The organism is Nocardia sp. NPDC056564 (assembly GCF_042793755.1).
Classification (GTDB): Bacteria; Actinomycetota; Actinomycetes; order Mycobacteriales; family Mycobacteriaceae; genus Nocardia.
In genome coordinates this window covers 12,994-28,910 of record NZ_JBHTUR010000022.1, presented here as the reverse complement: position 1 = coordinate 28,910, position 15,917 = coordinate 12,994, and the positions used below count along the sequence as shown (strand labels likewise).

Annotated in this window: 17 protein-coding genes; 9 read left to right on the top strand and 8 right to left on the bottom strand. The window is 68.7% G+C overall.

The window, feature by feature from the left end; translation table 11 throughout:
- Positions 1-146: 146 nt before the first annotated feature.
- Positions 147-746 carry a DivIVA domain-containing protein gene (locus ACFQ9K_RS37260; protein ID WP_378720474.1) on the top strand — a complete coding sequence of 200 codons (600 nt, stop codon included), beginning with the start codon at positions 147-149 and terminating at the stop codon, positions 744-746.
- 209 nt (positions 747-955) lie between these two features.
- On the opposite strand, the gene ruvB is transcribed toward ACFQ9K_RS37260, so the two are convergent.
- From ruvB to ACFQ9K_RS37240, 4 genes are all read right to left on the bottom strand, one after another.
- Positions 956-2,035 (bottom strand): Holliday junction branch migration DNA helicase RuvB, encoded by a 1,080-nt coding sequence (gene ruvB / locus ACFQ9K_RS37255; protein WP_378720473.1) that lies wholly within the window; start codon positions 2,033-2,035, stop codon positions 956-958.
- A 6-nt stretch (positions 2,036-2,041) separates the two neighbouring features.
- The gene (gene ruvA, locus ACFQ9K_RS37250; protein ID WP_378720472.1) at positions 2,042-2,647 is read right to left on the bottom strand and encodes a Holliday junction branch migration protein RuvA; all 606 of its coding nucleotides are present in this window, start codon (positions 2,645-2,647) and stop codon (positions 2,042-2,044) included.
- On the bottom strand, positions 2,644-3,213 hold the full coding sequence (gene ruvC / locus ACFQ9K_RS37245; RefSeq protein ID WP_378720471.1) for a crossover junction endodeoxyribonuclease RuvC: 570 nt from the start codon (positions 3,211-3,213) through the stop codon (positions 2,644-2,646). Before ruvC ends, ruvA begins: the two co-directional genes overlap by 4 nt.
- A 110-nt stretch (positions 3,214-3,323) precedes the next feature.
- Complete coding sequence (locus ACFQ9K_RS37240) at positions 3,324-3,722, bottom strand: acyl-CoA thioesterase (RefSeq protein ID WP_378720470.1); 399 nt, start codon at positions 3,720-3,722, stop codon at positions 3,324-3,326.
- A 130-nt stretch (positions 3,723-3,852) separates the two neighbouring features.
- Between ACFQ9K_RS37240 and ACFQ9K_RS37235 the strand changes: the two genes are divergently transcribed.
- Positions 3,853-5,325 carry an alpha/beta hydrolase gene (locus tag ACFQ9K_RS37235; RefSeq protein WP_378720469.1) on the top strand — a complete coding sequence of 491 codons (1,473 nt, stop codon included), beginning with the start codon at positions 3,853-3,855 and terminating at the stop codon, positions 5,323-5,325.
- 427 nt (positions 5,326-5,752) lie between these two features.
- Here ACFQ9K_RS37235 and ACFQ9K_RS37230 read toward each other — a convergent pair whose 3' ends face one another.
- Positions 5,753-6,703, bottom strand: a complete 951-nt coding sequence (locus ACFQ9K_RS37230; RefSeq protein WP_378720468.1) for a GlxA family transcriptional regulator — start codon at positions 6,701-6,703, stop codon at positions 5,753-5,755.
- A 70-nt stretch (positions 6,704-6,773) separates the two neighbouring features.
- On the opposite strand from ACFQ9K_RS37230, the gene ACFQ9K_RS37225 reads away from it, so the two are divergent.
- From ACFQ9K_RS37225 to ACFQ9K_RS37210, 4 genes are all read left to right on the top strand, one after another.
- Positions 6,774-7,718, top strand: a complete 945-nt coding sequence (locus tag ACFQ9K_RS37225) for an NADP-dependent oxidoreductase (RefSeq protein ID WP_378720466.1) — start codon at positions 6,774-6,776, stop codon at positions 7,716-7,718.
- 73 nt (positions 7,719-7,791) lie between these two features.
- On the top strand, positions 7,792-7,998 hold the full coding sequence (locus tag ACFQ9K_RS37220; protein WP_150406073.1) for a DUF5988 family protein: 207 nt from the start codon (positions 7,792-7,794) through the stop codon (positions 7,996-7,998).
- A 121-nt stretch (positions 7,999-8,119) separates the two neighbouring features.
- On the top strand, positions 8,120-8,482 hold the full coding sequence (locus ACFQ9K_RS37215) for a metalloregulator ArsR/SmtB family transcription factor (RefSeq protein ID WP_378720465.1): 363 nt from the start codon (positions 8,120-8,122) through the stop codon (positions 8,480-8,482).
- Positions 8,479-8,973, top strand: a complete 495-nt coding sequence (locus ACFQ9K_RS37210; protein ID WP_378720464.1) for an SRPBCC family protein — start codon at positions 8,479-8,481, stop codon at positions 8,971-8,973. The genes ACFQ9K_RS37215 and ACFQ9K_RS37210 overlap by 4 nt, the downstream gene beginning before the upstream one ends.
- Here ACFQ9K_RS37210 and ACFQ9K_RS37205 read toward each other — a convergent pair.
- Together ACFQ9K_RS37205 and pdxT are read right to left on the bottom strand one after the other, a co-directional pair.
- The gene (locus ACFQ9K_RS37205) at positions 8,970-9,722 is read right to left on the bottom strand and encodes a YebC/PmpR family DNA-binding transcriptional regulator (protein ID WP_378720463.1); all 753 of its coding nucleotides are present in this window, start codon (positions 9,720-9,722) and stop codon (positions 8,970-8,972) included. The two genes, ACFQ9K_RS37210 and ACFQ9K_RS37205, sit on opposite strands and share 4 nt — an antisense overlap.
- Before the next feature lie 116 nt (positions 9,723-9,838).
- Complete coding sequence (pdxT, locus tag ACFQ9K_RS37200) at positions 9,839-10,483, bottom strand: pyridoxal 5'-phosphate synthase glutaminase subunit PdxT (protein ID WP_378720462.1); 645 nt, start codon at positions 10,481-10,483, stop codon at positions 9,839-9,841.
- 219 nt (positions 10,484-10,702) lie between these two features.
- Here pdxT and ACFQ9K_RS37195 point away from each other — a divergent pair, with 219 nt between their 5' ends.
- A complete protein-coding gene (locus ACFQ9K_RS37195) occupies positions 10,703-12,394 on the top strand; it encodes an APC family permease (RefSeq protein WP_378720483.1) in 1,692 nt (563 codons plus the stop codon).
- Between the two features lie 199 nt (positions 12,395-12,593).
- Here the strand turns inward: ACFQ9K_RS37195 and ACFQ9K_RS37190 are convergent, their stop codons facing one another.
- The gene (locus ACFQ9K_RS37190; RefSeq protein ID WP_378720461.1) at positions 12,594-13,412 is read right to left on the bottom strand and encodes an acyl-CoA thioesterase; all 819 of its coding nucleotides are present in this window, start codon (positions 13,410-13,412) and stop codon (positions 12,594-12,596) included.
- Between the two features lie 158 nt (positions 13,413-13,570).
- Here ACFQ9K_RS37190 and ACFQ9K_RS37185 point away from each other — a divergent pair, with 158 nt between their 5' ends.
- Positions 13,571-14,170 (top strand): hypothetical protein, encoded by a 600-nt coding sequence (locus ACFQ9K_RS37185; protein ID WP_378720460.1) that lies wholly within the window; start codon positions 13,571-13,573, stop codon positions 14,168-14,170.
- A 620-nt stretch (positions 14,171-14,790) separates the two neighbouring features.
- Positions 14,791-15,174 (top strand): HIT family protein, encoded by a 384-nt coding sequence (locus ACFQ9K_RS37180; protein ID WP_378720458.1) that lies wholly within the window; start codon positions 14,791-14,793, stop codon positions 15,172-15,174.
- The last annotated feature ends 743 nt before the right edge of the window (positions 15,175-15,917 follow it).

Sequence of the window (15,917 nt, the reverse complement as noted above, 5' to 3'; positions counted from 1 at the left end):
AAATCGATAGGCCCCCTGACGGCGTCGGCGGCGTTAAGGTGGGGGAACAGTTCCGACGAGTCCGCCAGGGGGCGCTCGTGGTCGCTAGAGACCAGGGAGTACGAAAAACGCACATTCCGCCGGCCCGGCGCGTGGGGCCTGACAGAATGTCGCCCGTGACCCCCGAGGATGTGAGCCGAATCAGTTTCGCGACACCACCATTCGGGCAGCGTGGTTATCACGCCGACGAGGTGGACGCGTTCCTCGACCTCGTCGCCGCGACGATGGCCGGGCGAGGGTCGCTCGCGGCCGACGATTTGCGGCATGTCACCTTCGACGCGCCGCGGCCCGGGGCGCGGGGATATCGGGCGGATCAGGTCGACGAGTACCTGGACCAGGTGCGGGTCGAACTGGAGATCCGGCAGCGCGGGGCGCGGCCTGCCCCCGCAGGCAACGGGCATTCGATCCTGACCCCGGATGATGTGCAGCGCATGCGCTTCACCTATGCGCCGGTCGGTCGCCGCGGATACCACGAGGACGAGGTAGACGCGTTCCTCGACCTGGTCGCGGCGACCCTGGCCCACGGCGGGCCAGGCAGCCTGACCGTCGCGGACGTGCGCTCCGTACGCTTCAGCGGAGCCCGCCTCGGCACCCGCGGCTACCAGGGCGACGAGGTAGACGCCTTCATGGACCTGGTGGTCGCGGCATTACAACACGCCGAGCACCAACACCACCGCTGGACACTGCACCGAGACGCGGGCGAATAACGCCGCACTACTGGGCAATTCGCACCCATCGGTACGGAGCCGACCGCCCGAAGATGTGCGACACCAACACCCGCACACCTTCTGATGCCCCGCACACCAACACGCGTGCGTACGCCAAAAGGTCTGCGGCGCAACGGCAGCTCGATCGAGTCGAGTCGAAAGGTCGCTGGATGATCTTCGACAGCGACCTTTTGACTCGGTTCGATGGGTTACTCGAATAGGTCGAGGGTGGGTTGGGGGTTGTGGCTGCGGACTTCGATGGAGCCGAAGACCAGGTCGGGTGGGGGGACCAGGCCCAGGTGTTCCCAGGCGGCGGCGGTGGCTACGCGGCCGCGGGGGGTGCGGGCGACCATGCCGGCGCGGACGAGGAATGGTTCGCACACCTCTTCGACGGTGGCGGCCTCCTCCCCCACGGCTACCGCGAGGGTGGAGACGCCGACGGGGCCGCCGCCGAAACTGCGGACCAGCGCGGCCAGCACGGAGCGGTCGAGGCGGTCAAGGCCGAGCACGTCGACGTCGTACACCTCGAGCGCGGCCTGCGCGATGGGCCGGGTGATCAGGCCGTCGGCGCGGACCTCGGCGTAGTCGCGGACGCGGCGCAGCAGCCGGTTCGCGATACGCGGCGTGCCCCGCGAGCGACCGGCGATCTCGGCGGCGGCTTCGCGATCGATCTGCACGCCCAGGATCTGAGCCGAGCGCAGAATGATCAGCAGCAGTTCCGCGGGATCGTAGAAGTCCATGTGGCCGGTGAAGCCGAAGCGGTCGCGCAGCGGGCCGGTGAGCGCGCCGGACCTGGTCGTCGCGCCGACCAGGGTGAACGGCGCGATATCGAGCGGAATCGAGGTCGCGCCCGGACCTTTGCCGACGACCACGTCGACGCGGAAGTCCTCCATCGCCAGGTAGAGCATCTCCTCGGCGGGCCGCGCGATGCGGTGGATCTCATCGATGAACAGCACGTCGCCGTCGACCAGGTTGCTGAGCATGGCCGCCAGATCGCCGGCGCGTTCCAGCGCGGGGCCGGAGGTGATGCGCAGCGCGGTACCCAGTTCGCCCGCGATGATCATCGCCATGCTGGTCTTGCCGAGGCCGGGCGGGCCGGACAGCAGCACGTGATCCGGGGTGCCGCCGCGCTGTTTGGCGCCGCGCAGCACCAGCGCCAGCTGTTCGCGCACCCGCGGCTGGCCGATGAAGTCGTCCAGCGACTTCGGCCGCAGGCTGGCCTCGATCTCGCCGTCCGACTTCAACAGGCTTGGCGTGACCTGGGATTCGTCCGGTTCCGCGTAGTCCATGCCGAACTACCGATTCCGGCCGAGCAGGTTGAGCGCGGCGCGCAACCCGACGGAGGTGTCGGCGGCGGGCTGTTCGGCCAGGACGGAGTCGATGGCCTGCTCGGCCTGTTTGACCGGGAAGCCGAGGCCGGTGAGCGCCTCGACCACCTGCTCGCGCACCGGAGTGATGACCGGGGTGGGCGTGCTGCCGGGCGGACCGGATTGCACCGGAACGAGATTCACCTTGTCCCGCAGCTCGACCACCATGCGCTCGGCGCCGCGCTTGCCGATGCCGGGCACCCGGGTGAGCGCGGCGACATTGCTTTCGGCGAGCGCCTTGCGCAGCGCCTCGGGTTCGAGCACCGCGAGCACCGCCATGGCCAGGCGCGGGCCGACACCGGACACCGTTTGCAGCAGACCGAACAGGTCGCGCGCCTCGGTGTCGGCGAAGCCGAACAGCGTCATCGAGTCCTCGCGGACGATCATCGCCGTGTAGAGCCTGGTTTCCTCGCCGCGGGTCAGCGTGGACAGCGTCGCGGGGGTGACATTGAGCCGGTAACCGATGCCGGCCGCCTCGATCACCGTGTGGTCGAGGGCGATTTCCAGCACCTCACCGCGAACCGACGCGATCACCTCTTTACCGCCTTCCGTTGTTCGGCAAGCCGTTCCGCGTACTTGCGTTGTGCCTCGGCCGCCTGGGCTTCGGCCTTGGCCATCCGCTCGATCAACGGCGCCCGCCAACAATGGCAGATGGCCAGTGCGAGCGCATCCGCCGCGTCGGCCGGTTTCGGCGCGACCTGTAGTCCCAGTATTCGGGTCACCATGGCCGTGACCTGTGCCTTGTCCGCGGTGCCGTTGCCGGTGACCGCGGCCTTCACCTCGCTGGGCGTGTGAAACGCGACCGGTATGCCGCGGCGCGCGGCCGCCAGCGCGATCACCCCGCCGGCCTGCGCGGTGCCCATGGCGGTACGCACATTGTGCTGGGCGAAGACGCGTTCGATCGCGACGGCCCCCGGTTTGTGCGTGTCCAGCCACAATTCGGCGGCATCGGAAACCTGGAGCAATCGCCGCGCGAGGTCCATGTCGGGCGGGGTGCGAACGACATCGACGGCGATGGCGGTCACCTTCCGGCCGATACCGCCCTCGACGATGCTGAGGCCGCACCGGGTGAGACCGGGGTCGACACCCATCACCCGCACGAAATCCCCTCTCGCAGACACGAACAACTGTTCGAGAGTTTAGCCGAGGGTGGGGGTCTCGCGGTCCAGCGACACGGTCGCCCATCGGTCGGGCGGGGCGCCCGCCGGTGTCAGGCCGGCCCGGGGAACCCGAGTAGCTCCGGGATTTTGGCGCGTGCCGCCCACTCGCGCGCCGGATCGGTGACGAGGCGTCGCGCCCGCAGGTCGAGGAGACCGCTGACGTTGGTGACGGTGGCGGCCACCTCGCCGTCCGCCCGGGTGAGGGTCTGTTCGACGCGGTAGGTCTTGCCGGTCCCCCACAGCCAATCGCAGGACACGTCGACCGCGTCGCCGCCGCGTAGTTCCTTGTGGAATTTGATCGTCGTCTCGAGGTTCACCGGGCCGAATCCGTCCGCGATCAACTCGTCGACCGAGATACCCGCCGCCTGCACGCAGGCGAAACGGGAGTGGTCGGCGAACTGGTGATACGCAGCGCCGGTGACATGCAACTGCGGATCCAGGTCGGACACACGAACTTCGATACGCGTACTGAAGGGCACCGGGCCGACTATGCCAGCACCCACCGACAGGTTCCGGCACCCAGGTTGCCTGGAGCCGATTCACAGGATCGCTCGAGGAACGGTGTCGACAATGCCGTACGTGTCTGCCCCTGGAGTGCCGTTTGCCGCGCCCGCGATCCCGGCCCCACCGCCGGCCCCGCAGTTGCCGTCGGCGGATCTGAATCCGAATTACCAGAACACTTTTCATCACGGCATCTCGCTGCTGCACGGATGGTTGCCGTTGACCGTCGAACTCGTCGGAGTGGCGCTGCTGCTGCTCGCCGTCGCGCGGAGAACGCGGCGGTGGTGGGTGATCCAGGTGCCGGTGTGCGTGCTGATCGGCGTGGCCGGTGCGCTGGTCGCGCGGTGGTATGTATCGAATCAGGGGCTGGCGTCCGATCCCGCGCCCGCGGTGCTGTGGGCGTGCGTCGGCGCGACGGCCGCCGCGCTGGCCGTCGCGGTGCTCGGCTGGCGCGGCGCCCGGTGGTGGCGACGCGCGGTGGCCCTGCTCGCGATTCCGCTGGCGCTGCTCAGTACCGGAATCGTGCTCAATCAGTGGGTCGGCTACTACCCCACCGTGCAGGCCGCGTGGGGTGCGGTCACCGCCGGTCCGCTGCCGCATCAGACCGATCTCGACGCGCTGGACGGCCTGCGCGACACCGACGTTCGGACGGGCCGGGTGGTGCCGGTCCGAATTCCGGACTCGGGCAGCGGTTTTCCGCATCGCACCGAGTACGTGTATCTGCCGCCCGCCTGGTTCGCCGGGCCGAAACCGCCCACGCTGCCGGTGGTGATGATGATCGGCGGCGAGTTCAACACTCCCGCCGACTGGATGCGCAGCGGCCAGATCATGCCCGCCGTCGACCAGTTCACCGCCGCCAACGGCGGTCGCGCGCCGATCCTCGTCTTCGTCGATGCCAGCGGCAGTTTCAACAACGACACCGAATGCGTGAACGGCCCGCGCGGCGACGCCGCCGACCACCTGACCCGAGATGTGCCGAGCTACCTCGAATCCGAGTTCGGCGCGTCCGCCGATCCCGCGCAGTGGGCGGTGGTCGGCTGGTCCATGGGCGGCACCTGCGCCGTCGACCTGGCCGTCATGCACCCCGAGCTGATCCGCACCTTCGTCGACATCGCCGGCGACATCGGCCCGGTCTCCGGCACCAAGGACCAGACCATCGCCCGCCTCTTCGGCGGCAACGCCGACCAGTGGGCCGCGTTCGACCCGATGACGGTCATGGCCGAGCACGGCCGATACACCGGAACCGCAGGCCTTTTCGACGATCTCACCCCACCCCAGCGCCACCCGAACGGCAACGCCGCACCCCGCGCCCACCGTCCCCCCGTCGAGGACGACGACACCGCGGGCATGGGCGGCCACGACGGCATCATGGACACCGGCGAGGTCGGCGCCGCCGAAAAGCTCTGCGACCAGGGCCGCGAGCTGGGCATCGACTGCACCATCCACACCACCCAGGGCGGCCACACCTGGCAATTCGCCGCCGCAGCCTTCACCTCCTCCCTCCCCTGGATCACCGCCCGCCTAGGCCTCCCAGTCCCCAACACCCCCTAACCCGCCAACGGGACACCACGGAGCTCCCACTCGCACTTTGCCGCCGCCATGTCCCGTTCAGCGCAGCCCGCGCGCACCTGGCCTACGCCAACCCGACACCACTTCATGACCAACGGGACACCACGGGGAGTCCACTCGCACTTCGCCACCACCATGTCCCGTTCCGCGCGGCCCGCCGCACATCGGCCCACGCCGACCCGACGCCAGTTCATGATCAACGGGACACCACGGTGAGTCCACTCGCACTTCGCCACCACCATGTCCCGTTCCGCGCGGCCCGCCGCACACCGGACCCATGCCAACCCGACGCCAGTTCATGACCAACGGGACACCACGGTGAGTCCACTCGCACTTTGCCGCCGTCATGTCCCGGTGATCATGTGAGCTGGTATGCGCGCCGTCGGCAGATCGTCAGGGGGAATCGACTTCAGGCGGGGGCGAAGGTGCGGCGGTAGGTCTGGGGGGAGACGCCGATGGCCTCGTGCAGGTGCTGGCGGAGGGAGGTGCCGGTGGCGAAGCCGACCTCGCCGGCGATGCGATCGACCGTCATGTCGGTCGATTCGAGCAGGTGGCGGGCGCGGAACAGACGCTGCTGGATGAGCCAGCGGCCTGGGCTCATGCCGACCTCCTCGCTGAACCGGCGGGCGAAGGTGCGCTTGCTCATGCGCGCGGCGGCGGCGAGTTCGTCGACGGTGAGCGGTAGGTGCAGGTTTTCCAGTGCCCATTGCCGGGCGGCGGCGGTGCCCGCCGAGGTGGACGGCGGAACGGGCTGCTCGATGTATTGGGCCTGGCCGCCATCGCGCCAGGGCGGCATGACGCAGCGCCGGGCGACCGCGTTGGCCACCGCACTGCCGTGGTCGCGGCGCACGATATGCAGGCACACGTCGATGCCCGCCGCCGCGCCCGCGGAGGTGAGCACGTCATCGTCGTCGACGTAGAGCACGTCCGGATCGAGCCGGACAAGCGGGAACGTGCGCCGGAACAGATCGGCCTCCCGCCAGTGGGTGGTCGCGGGACGACCGTCGAGCAGACCCGCGGCCGCCGCCACGAACGACCCGGTGCAGATGGCCACGAGCCGCGCGTCGGGCCGGATCCGGGCGAGCGCGTCGCGCACCGGTTGAGGCAGCTCGCCGCCGAGGGTCATCCGGATATCGCAGGCGGGCAGGATCACGGTGTCGGCGGTGTCGAGAATGCCGCTGTCGTGCGCGACGGCGATCGAGTAATCCGCGACCGTCCGCACCGGCTGACCGTCGAGCGAGCAGGTGCGGATCTCGTACCGCCCGTCCGCACTGCCGAACACCCGGGTGGGGATGCCGAGTTCGAACGGATAGACCCCGTCCAACGCCAGCACGACGATCCGGTGCACCGAAGACCTCATGGCACGATCATATCGAAGAATGGCAATCGTGCCATTTTCCTGCCGTGTTCTCCGGGGAAGACTCGACGCCATGAACGAAACCATGCGTGCGATCAGTCAGAACACCCTCGGCGGCCCGGAGGTGCTCACCGAGGTGCGACTCCCCCGCCCCGTTCCCGGTCCGGGCGAGATCCTGGTCCGGGTGCGCGCGGCCGGCCTCAACCCGACCGACTGGAAGCACCGGGCCAACGGTGGATTCCTCCCGGCGCCGCCGTTCGTCCTCGGCTGGGACGCCTCCGGCGAGGTCGCCGCGACCGGCGTCGGCGTGACCCTGTTCCAGCCGGGCGACGAGGTCTTCGGCATGCTGCCCTACCCGTACGGCCATGGCGCACTGGCCGAATACGTCGTCGGCCCGGCCCGCGCCTTCGCCCGCAAACCCGCGAGCCTGGATCACGCGCAGGCCGCCGCGATTCCGCTGGCCGCGCTGACCGCCTGGCAGGCGCTGGTCGACACGGCCGAATTGCAAGCCGGACAGCGGGTCTTGATCCACGCGGCGGCAGGCGGCGTCGGGCACTTCGCCGTCCAGATCGCCAAGGCCCGCGGCGCGTACGTGATCGGCACGGCCAGCGCGCCCAATCACGAATTCCTGCGCGGCATCGGCGCGGACGAGGCGATCGACTACCGCACGACCGATGTCGCCGAGGCGGTCCGCGACGTGGACGTGGTGCTGGATTCGGTCACCGACGACAACAGCGTCCGTTCGCTGCGCACGTTGCGTCCGGGCGGCCTGCTGGTCACGCTGCGTCCGATCGGCGAGGTCGATCTCGCGGCCGAGGCGAGCAAACTCGGCGTGCGCGCGCAGCGCATGCTGGTGGAGGACGACCACGCGGGCATGGTCGCGCTGGCCGGGCTGGTGGACGCCGGCCAGTTGCGCCCGACGATCGCGGGCACGTTCCCGCTGACCGACGCCGCCAAGGCGCACGCGTTGGGCGAGACCGGCCGTACCGTCGGCAAACTAGTTGTCACCGTGCCCTGACACCGAAATTTTTTCCGCGCGGCGCTTCGGTGAATCCACGAAATCGGGACGGTCACGCTTCTACCATCCGATGATGAGCACTGTTGTGAAGGCTGTCCTCGAGGGCGGGCCGAAAGACATGCCCGCGCGTATCGTCCCCATCACCCCGCCGGGGATCGAGCTGAAAGTCCCGTTCAAGGGTGGTTACGAGCACTTCAAGGTGACCCGCAAGGAGAAGGACACCCCGGAGGGGCGGTTGCGTGTGTACGAGTGGTCCAGCCGGACCGAACTCCCGAAGTGACGCGCGAATAATCGTCCTGTGCGGCCGGTCGGATCATCGACCGGCCGCCTTCTCCCGGGTCACCCAGGGAATCCGGGGCAACCCATGGACAAAAGCGTAACCACTTGGTTACGCTTTCTGGGTGGACGAAGTGGCCGGCGCGATCGCCGATCCGGTACGGCGGGAGATCCTGACGCTGCTGCACGGGACCCGGCTCACCGCGGGGGAGATCGCGGGGCAGTTCGAGATCAGCAGGCCCGCGATCAGCAGGCACCTGCGGGTGCTGCGCGAAAGCGGGCTGGTCCGTGACGAACTCATCGGCAGGCAGCGGTACTACGTGCTCGACCCGGAACCGTTGCACCAACTCGCCGACTGGATCGCGCACTTCGACACCAGCACTGCGTGGGCGCACCGGCTCGACGCACTCGACACCGAGGTCTACCGGACGCGCCGCGAGCACCGCGCCGCGCCGGCCGACCGGAACCCCAAGGAGAACACGGGATGACCCTGCGACCCACCGGACGCCTGGACCGCACCGACGGCAAGCGCGACCTGATCCTGACCCGGACCTACCGCGCGCCGATCGCGGACGTGTGGGCCAGCGTCACCGAATCCGACCGCACCGCACGCTGGTTCGGCCCGTGGGAGGGCGAGCCGGGCACCGGCCAGAACATCAAGGTGCAGATGGTGCACGAGGAGGGCGCGCCCTGGTGCGACGCCCACATCGACGCGTGCGAACCACCGCACCGGCTCGCGATCACCACCACCGACAGCTACGGCAGCTGGCACCTCGAGGCGGTGCTCACCGAAACCGACGGCGTCACCGAACTCGTCTTCACCCACCACCTCGAGCCCGAGGCGAAGATCGCCGAGGTCGGCCCCGGCTGGGAGTACTACCTGGACGCACTCGGGGCGGCCCGCGCAGGCACGGACCGCCCCGAATTCGACGACTACTACCCCTTCATGCAGGAGTACTACGAATCGCTGCCGGACTAGTCGTCCAGCTGCGCCAGGATCTCGTCGGAGATGTCGACGTTGGTGTACACGTTCTGCACGTCGTCGCTGTCCTCGAGCGCGTCGACCAACTTGATCACCTTGCGCGCGCCGTCGGCGTCGACCTCGACCGACACCGACGGCTGGAAGCCGGATTCGGCGGAGTCGTAATCGATTTCGGCGGCCTGCAACGCCTTGCGCACCGGGATCAGATCGCCCGGCTCGCTGATGATCTCGAACGAATCACCGAGGTCGTTGACCTCCTCGGCGCCCGCGTCGAGCACGGCCATCAGGACGTCGTCCTCGGACAGGCCGTTCTTCTCCAGCGTCACGACGCCCTTGCGGTGGAACAGGTACGACACCGAACCCGGGTCGGCCATGTTGCCGCCGTTGCGGGTCATCGCGACCCGGACCTCGCCGGCGGCGCGGTTGCGGTTGTCGGTCAAGCACTCGATCAGCACCGCGACACCGTTGGGGCCGTAGCCCTCGTACATGATGGTCTGCCAGTCGGCGCCGCCGGCCTCTTCACCACCGCCGCGCTTGCGGGCCCGCTCGATGTTGTCGTTGGGCACCGACGACTTCTTCGCCTTCTGGATGGCGTCGTAGAGCGTCGGGTTGCCGCCGGGGTCACTGCCACCCGTGCGGGCCGCCACCTCGATGTTCTTGATCAACTTGGCGAAGAGCTTGCCCCGCTTGGCGTCGATCCCCGCCTTCTTGTGCTTGGTGGTGGCCCATTTGGAGTGGCCGCTCATTCCCTACTTCCTTCAGGTCGATGGCACGTTTGGTGGTGTGTACCGTACCGGCCCGGCCGGACGAACAACTTCTCCAGCCTACTCGGCCGGTCGCGGCGGCCTGAACGGCGCGTGAACTACGCGTCCCGGACCAGGTCCACGAACATCCGGTGCACGCGCAGATCGCCGGTGACCTCCGGGTGGAACGACGTCGCCAGCACGTTGCCTTGCCGCACTGCCACAATGCGGCCGGCGAACGGTCCGTCGGGCACGGTCGCGAGCACCTCGACGCCGTCGCCTGCCCGCTCCACCCAGGGCGCCCGGATGAACACCGCACGCACCGGACCGTCGTCGAGGCCGGTGAAGTCCAGGTCGACCTCGAAGGAGTCGACCTGACGGCCGAAGGCGTTGCGGCGCACCGTCATATCGATGCCGGACAGGTGTTGCGCGTCCGGCCGGGTGTCGAGCACCTCGTCGGCCAGCAGGATCATGCCCGCGCAGGAACCGAAGGCGGGCATGCCTTCTCGCAGTCGCGCGCGCAGCGGCTCGAGCAGTTCGAAGACCTCCAGCAGCTTGCTGATGGCGGTCGATTCACCGCCGGGCAGCACCAGCGCGTCGACCGCGGCCAGCTCGGCGGCGCGCCGGACCAGCACGGGTTCGGCGCCGCAGTGCGCGAGGGCGGCGATGTGCTCGCGCACGTCACCCTGCAGGGCCAGCACGCCGATGGTGGGGGCCTGCGCGAGGTCGGCGGCGGCGGGTGCGGCGACCGGGGATGCGTTCACGACGGAAAGTTTACGAGTCGTCGCGATGTGGGGCTGCTCACGGTCTCCGTCAGGGTTCCGTCAACGGCGGGGTCGATCCGCGCGCAACGGGTCGACACTCTGAGGGTGATAGCTGTGTTGCCGCGCAAGGTCTCCGCGCCGCGCGGAGGGGTGAATGGTGTCCGTGCCCGTAGGGGGCTCACCGTGCCGACCGGATTGGCGGGACTTTCCCTCGACGCGATGGCGTCGGTGTCCTACGGTCCCGAGGCGATCGTGCTGGTGCTCGCCACCGCGGGCGGGGCCGGGCTCGGGCTGACGCTGCCCGTGACGCTGGCGATCGCGGCCCTGCTCGCGGTGCTGGTCGCCTCGTACCGGCAGGTCATCGCGGCGTTCCCGGATGGCGGCGGGGCCTACGCGGTGGCCAAGGCGCACCTCGGGCATCGGACCAGCTTGACCGCCGCCGCCGCGTTGATCATCGACTACGTGCTCAACGTCGCGGTGTCGATCGCGGCCGGGGTTGCCGCGCTGACCTCGGCGTTTCCGGCGCTGCTGCCGTACACCGTGTGGTTGTGCGTGGCCATTCTGGTGGGCATCACGGCGTTGAATCTGCTCGGGATCACCGAGAGCGCCCGGGCGTTCATGGTGCCGACCGTCGTGTTCGTCGCGGGGATCTGCACGGTGATCGTCGCGGGGTTGCTGCGGTCCGAGCCCGCGAGCGTCAGCCAGGGGGCGGCGACCGTGCTGGATGCGCACACCGTCGGAGTTCTGTTGCTGCTCAAGGCTTTCTCCAGTGGGTGCGCCGCGTTGACCGGCGTGGAGGCGATCGCGAACGCGGTGCCGAGCTTCGAGGCGCCGAAAGTCGTTCGCGCGCAACGGGCCGAGGTGGCGCTTGGCGCGCTGCTCGGGGTCATGCTGATCGGGCTCGCCTTGCTGATCGAGAAGTTCCAGGTGCATCCGATCGATGGCACCACGGTGTTGTCGCAGTTGACCGAGGCCGCGCTCGGGCACGGAATCGGTTACTACGTGGTGCAGTTCGCGACCGTCGTGCTGCTGGCGCTGGCCGCCAACACCTCCTATGGCGGGCTGCCGACGCTGACCAAGATTCTGGCTGACGACAACTGCCTGCCGCATCGGTTCGCGGTCAGCTCGCCGCGGCAGGTGTACCGATACGGCGTGCTGACCCTCGCCATCGCCGCGGGCGTGCTGCTGATCGGCGCGAACGGCAACATGAACGCGCTGGTTCCGCTGTTCGCGATCGGGGTGTTCGTCGGATTCACCATCGCGCAGGTCGGCATGGTGCGGCATTGGCTGCTGCACCGGACCTCGGGGTGGCGATGGCGGTTGGCGCTCAACGGATTCGGGGCGGTGCTCACCTTCGTCGCCGCGCTCGTCACCACCGCGATGAAATTCGCCGAGGGCGCGTGGTTGATCGTGGTGATCCTGCCCGTGCTGGTGGTCGGGATGGAGCGCATTCGCGACACCTACGGCAAGATCGGCGCGTTCCGGCGCTCCGACGAGGTACCGCCGCCGCCGCGACCGCGCGACGCCGTCATCGTAGTGCCGGTGTCCGAGGTGTCCGACCTGAGCTGTGAGGCACTGTCGGCGGCGCTCTCGATCGGCAAAGACGTTGTCGCGGTGCATGTTTGCCTGCCCGGCGAGTCGATCAAGGCGTTCACCAAGGCGTGGGAGGCGTGGCATCCCGAGGTGCGGCTGGTGCTGCTCGAAGACAGCGACGCCACCGTCGGCGGGCCGGTCGCGCGCTACGTGCGGGACAACTTCGAGGGGCGGCGCAAGGTCGTCGTCATCGCCGAGGTCGACCCGCCGGTCGGCTGGAATCGCGTGCTACCCAGCCATCGCAGCGACGAACTCGAACGCGTGCTGCGCCGGATGACCGACACAGTGGTCTGCCACCTGCGCGTCCAGGTGGGATAGAGCCTGAGCGAATTCAGGCGGCCGCGGTGGTGTGCGTCGGCCACACGCACACCACTGCGGTCGACAAATCACGCACGGTTCGTCGCGCCGAGATTTCCGGCCCGCCAACGGCCAGGCCGGTGCGCACCAATTCTCCTGCCGCGCATCTGTTTGCCGGCGATTCCGGCTGCCGCGCGCCATGACGCTCGGCGACCGGCGGTCACTCGCGGAGGTTGCGGATGAGGCCTTCCTGGACTACCGCCGCGACGAGTTGACCTTCGCGGTTGAAGATCTTGCCGCCGGTCAGCGCGCGGCCGAAGCCCGCCGACGGCGACGCCTGGTCGTAGAGCAGCCAGTCGTCGGCGCGGAACGGGCGCAGGAACCACATCGCGTGATCGAGGGACGCGTTCTGGGTCTGCTCGTCGGGGTGGATCACCTTCGACGAACCGAGCAACGTCATATCGCTCATGTAGGCCAGGGTGCAGACGTGGAACAGCGGGTCGTCGGGCAGCGGGTGCCGGTAGCGGAACCACACCTGCTGCTGGGAGACCACGCCGTCGCGGCGGGCCACCTGATCCTGCGGGACCGTGCGGATGTCCCAGTGCTCCCACTCGCGCATCGCCCACAGGCGTTCCGGGCTCATCGTGGTGCTCGCGTCCGGGAGCTCGTCCGGCGGCTGGACCGGCGGCATCTCGTCCTGATGCTCCGGCCCCTGGTCGCCGGTGTGGAACGACGCGGACATCGTGAAGATCGCCTGGCCGTCCTGCACACCGGTGACCCGGCGGGTGCAGAACGAGCGGCCGTCCCTGATCCGTTCGACGAGATACACCGTCGGCTGGTCCGGATTGCCCGGACGCAGGAAGTATCCGTGCAGCGAATGCACCTGATACCGCTCCTCGACCGTGCGCACCGCCGACACCAGCGCCTGGCCGGCAACCTGTCCGCCGAAGGTGCGCGGAAGCTGAGTCTTCGTGGACGCCCCACGGAAGATGTCGCGCTCGAGCCGCTCGATCTCCAGCGCCTCTTCGATTGTCGCCATGGGCTGAGATTAACTCGCCACGCGGTTCGAGTCGTCTTCGGCCGTCGGGTGATCGGCCAGCAATGAGGTTCCGGTCCCGGTCGGTGTGTGCTCGGCTCCGACTACCTTCACGGATGCCGCCGACAGGGGACGTCCCCATGGTTTGCTCTGATTGACCGGTGCCCCAGTTCGTTCCGATCACCCAGGACGCGCTCATCGAACGTCTCGTCGAGCGCGTTCGCGCCCTGCCCGGCCATCGGGTGATCGCCATCGACGGCGCCGACGCGGCCCGGCCCGTCGACCTCGCCCAGCGAACCGCCGCCGCACTGCGCGACACCGGCAGGCCCGCCGAGGTGGTCTCGCTGCACGATTACGTCCGTCCGGCATCGCTGCGCGCGGAGTTCGGCCGCGACGATCTCTCCTACCGCACCACCTGGTTCGACTACGAAGCGCTCCGCCGCGAGGTCATCGACGCGCTGCACAGGGAGGGCCGCTGGCTACCCGCCCTCTGGGACGAACCCACCGACCGCTCGGCCCGCGCGACCATCCGCCCCGCCGCCCCCGGCACCGTCCTCCTCGTCGCCGGCCCCATGCTGCTGGACCACCACCTCGACTTCGACCTGACCCTCCACCTCGACATGTCCGAACAGGCCCTCCGCCGAACCACCCCACCCGAAGACCACTGGACCATCCCCGCCCTACGCCAAACCTCCCCCACCCCAACCCTGTTCGCCCGCTGGGACCACCCGGACCGCCCAGCCCTCCGCCTCCCCGACTAGCCCCCTCCGTGAACCCACCAGAATCCCCGGAGTCTCCCCTCCCCTCCTTGCTTTTTGTCCCACGGCCTCCCACGATCCCGCTCGGCAGTCCAAATAGATAGATGCGCATATCCACGTAACCAAATGCATCAAACTCAACACACGGCCACCCCTCCGCTCACGATTCCCAGCTACACCCACCAGCCCAACACCATCCCGGCGAACGCCCCACGGCCCCAGCACCACCCGCACTTTGCCGCAACCATGCCCCGTTCAGAACCACCCACCCCACCGAACGGGACACAACAGCAGCACCACTCACACATTGCCGCAACCATGCCCCATTCAGAACCACCCACCCCACCGAACGGGACACAACAGCAGCACCACTCACACATTGCCGCAACCATGCCCCGTTCAGAACCACCCCCCACCGAACGGGACACAACAGCAGCACCACTCACACATTGCCGCAACCATGTCCCGTTCAGAACCACCCACCCCACCGAACGGGAAGTGGCGGCGGGGGTTCTCGTACGTGGACAGAGACATGTCCCGCTGACCGTCGTTAGTGTGGTCGGATGGGGAGTGAATGCGCTATCTGCGCCAAACATCAAGGGGTTGGGCCACTTGTCGGGCCGGTGATCTTCGAAAACGATCTGATCGTGGTCACCCACCGCCCCCTCGATCAGGCCACCCCCATCCCGGGCTACCTGTTCGTGGAAACCCGCCGCCACACCCCCACCGTCGCCACCCTGACCGACCCCGAAGCCGCCGCCGTCGGCATGGCGGTGACTCGCGCAGCCCGAGCCCTGCAACAAGAGCTGACCCCCGAGCATGTCTTCTCCGCCATCACCGGCCGCTCGGTCCCCCACTTCCACCAACACGTCTTCGCCCGCCCGCACGGCACCCCACCGACCACCCCCTGGACCGACGTCGGCTCCTGGCCCGACTCCCCCCGAATCACCCCTACCGCCCTGAAAACCTTGTGCGCCCGCCTATCCACCCACTTCCCCACCCCATAAGCCGCCCACCCCGACCCACCCCGTCCCGCCCCCTTCACCTCCCAACCGAGCGAGCCATCGCAGAGCACCCACTCGCACTTAGCCGCAGCCATGTCCCACCCCACACCCCCCTGACCACCGAACGGGACATGACGGCGCACCCACTCTCACTTAGCCGCAGCCATGTCCCACCCCACACCCCCCTGACCACCGAACGGGACATGACGGCGCACCCACTCTCACTTAGCCGCTGCCATGTCCCACCCCACACCCCCTTGACCGCCGAACGGGACGTGGCGGTGCGGCTACTAGTACTTTGCCGCTGCCATGTCCCGCTCAGGGCCTCCTCACCGCCGAGCGGGGCACGACGGCGGCCTCCGCCCGTCACTCCCTAGCGATACTTCTGCCGTTGCACGTCACCATTCGCGCAAGGCACACCGACGCTGGACATTTCACCCCCTCCACCAATATCCCCTTCGACGTTCACCGATCCATCGAACGGGACACGGCAGCGGAACCACTCGCACTTTGCCGCCACCACGTCCCGCTCAGAGCCTCCTCACCGCCGAGCGGGGCACGACGGCGGCCTCCGCTCGCGACTCCCTAGCCATTCTTCTGCCGTTGCACGTCACCATTCGCGCAAGGCACACCGACGCCGGATACTTCACTCCCCTCCACCAATATCCCCTTCGACGTTCACCGATCCATCGAACGGGACACGGCAGCGGAACCACTCGCACTTTGCCGCCACCACGTCCCGCTCA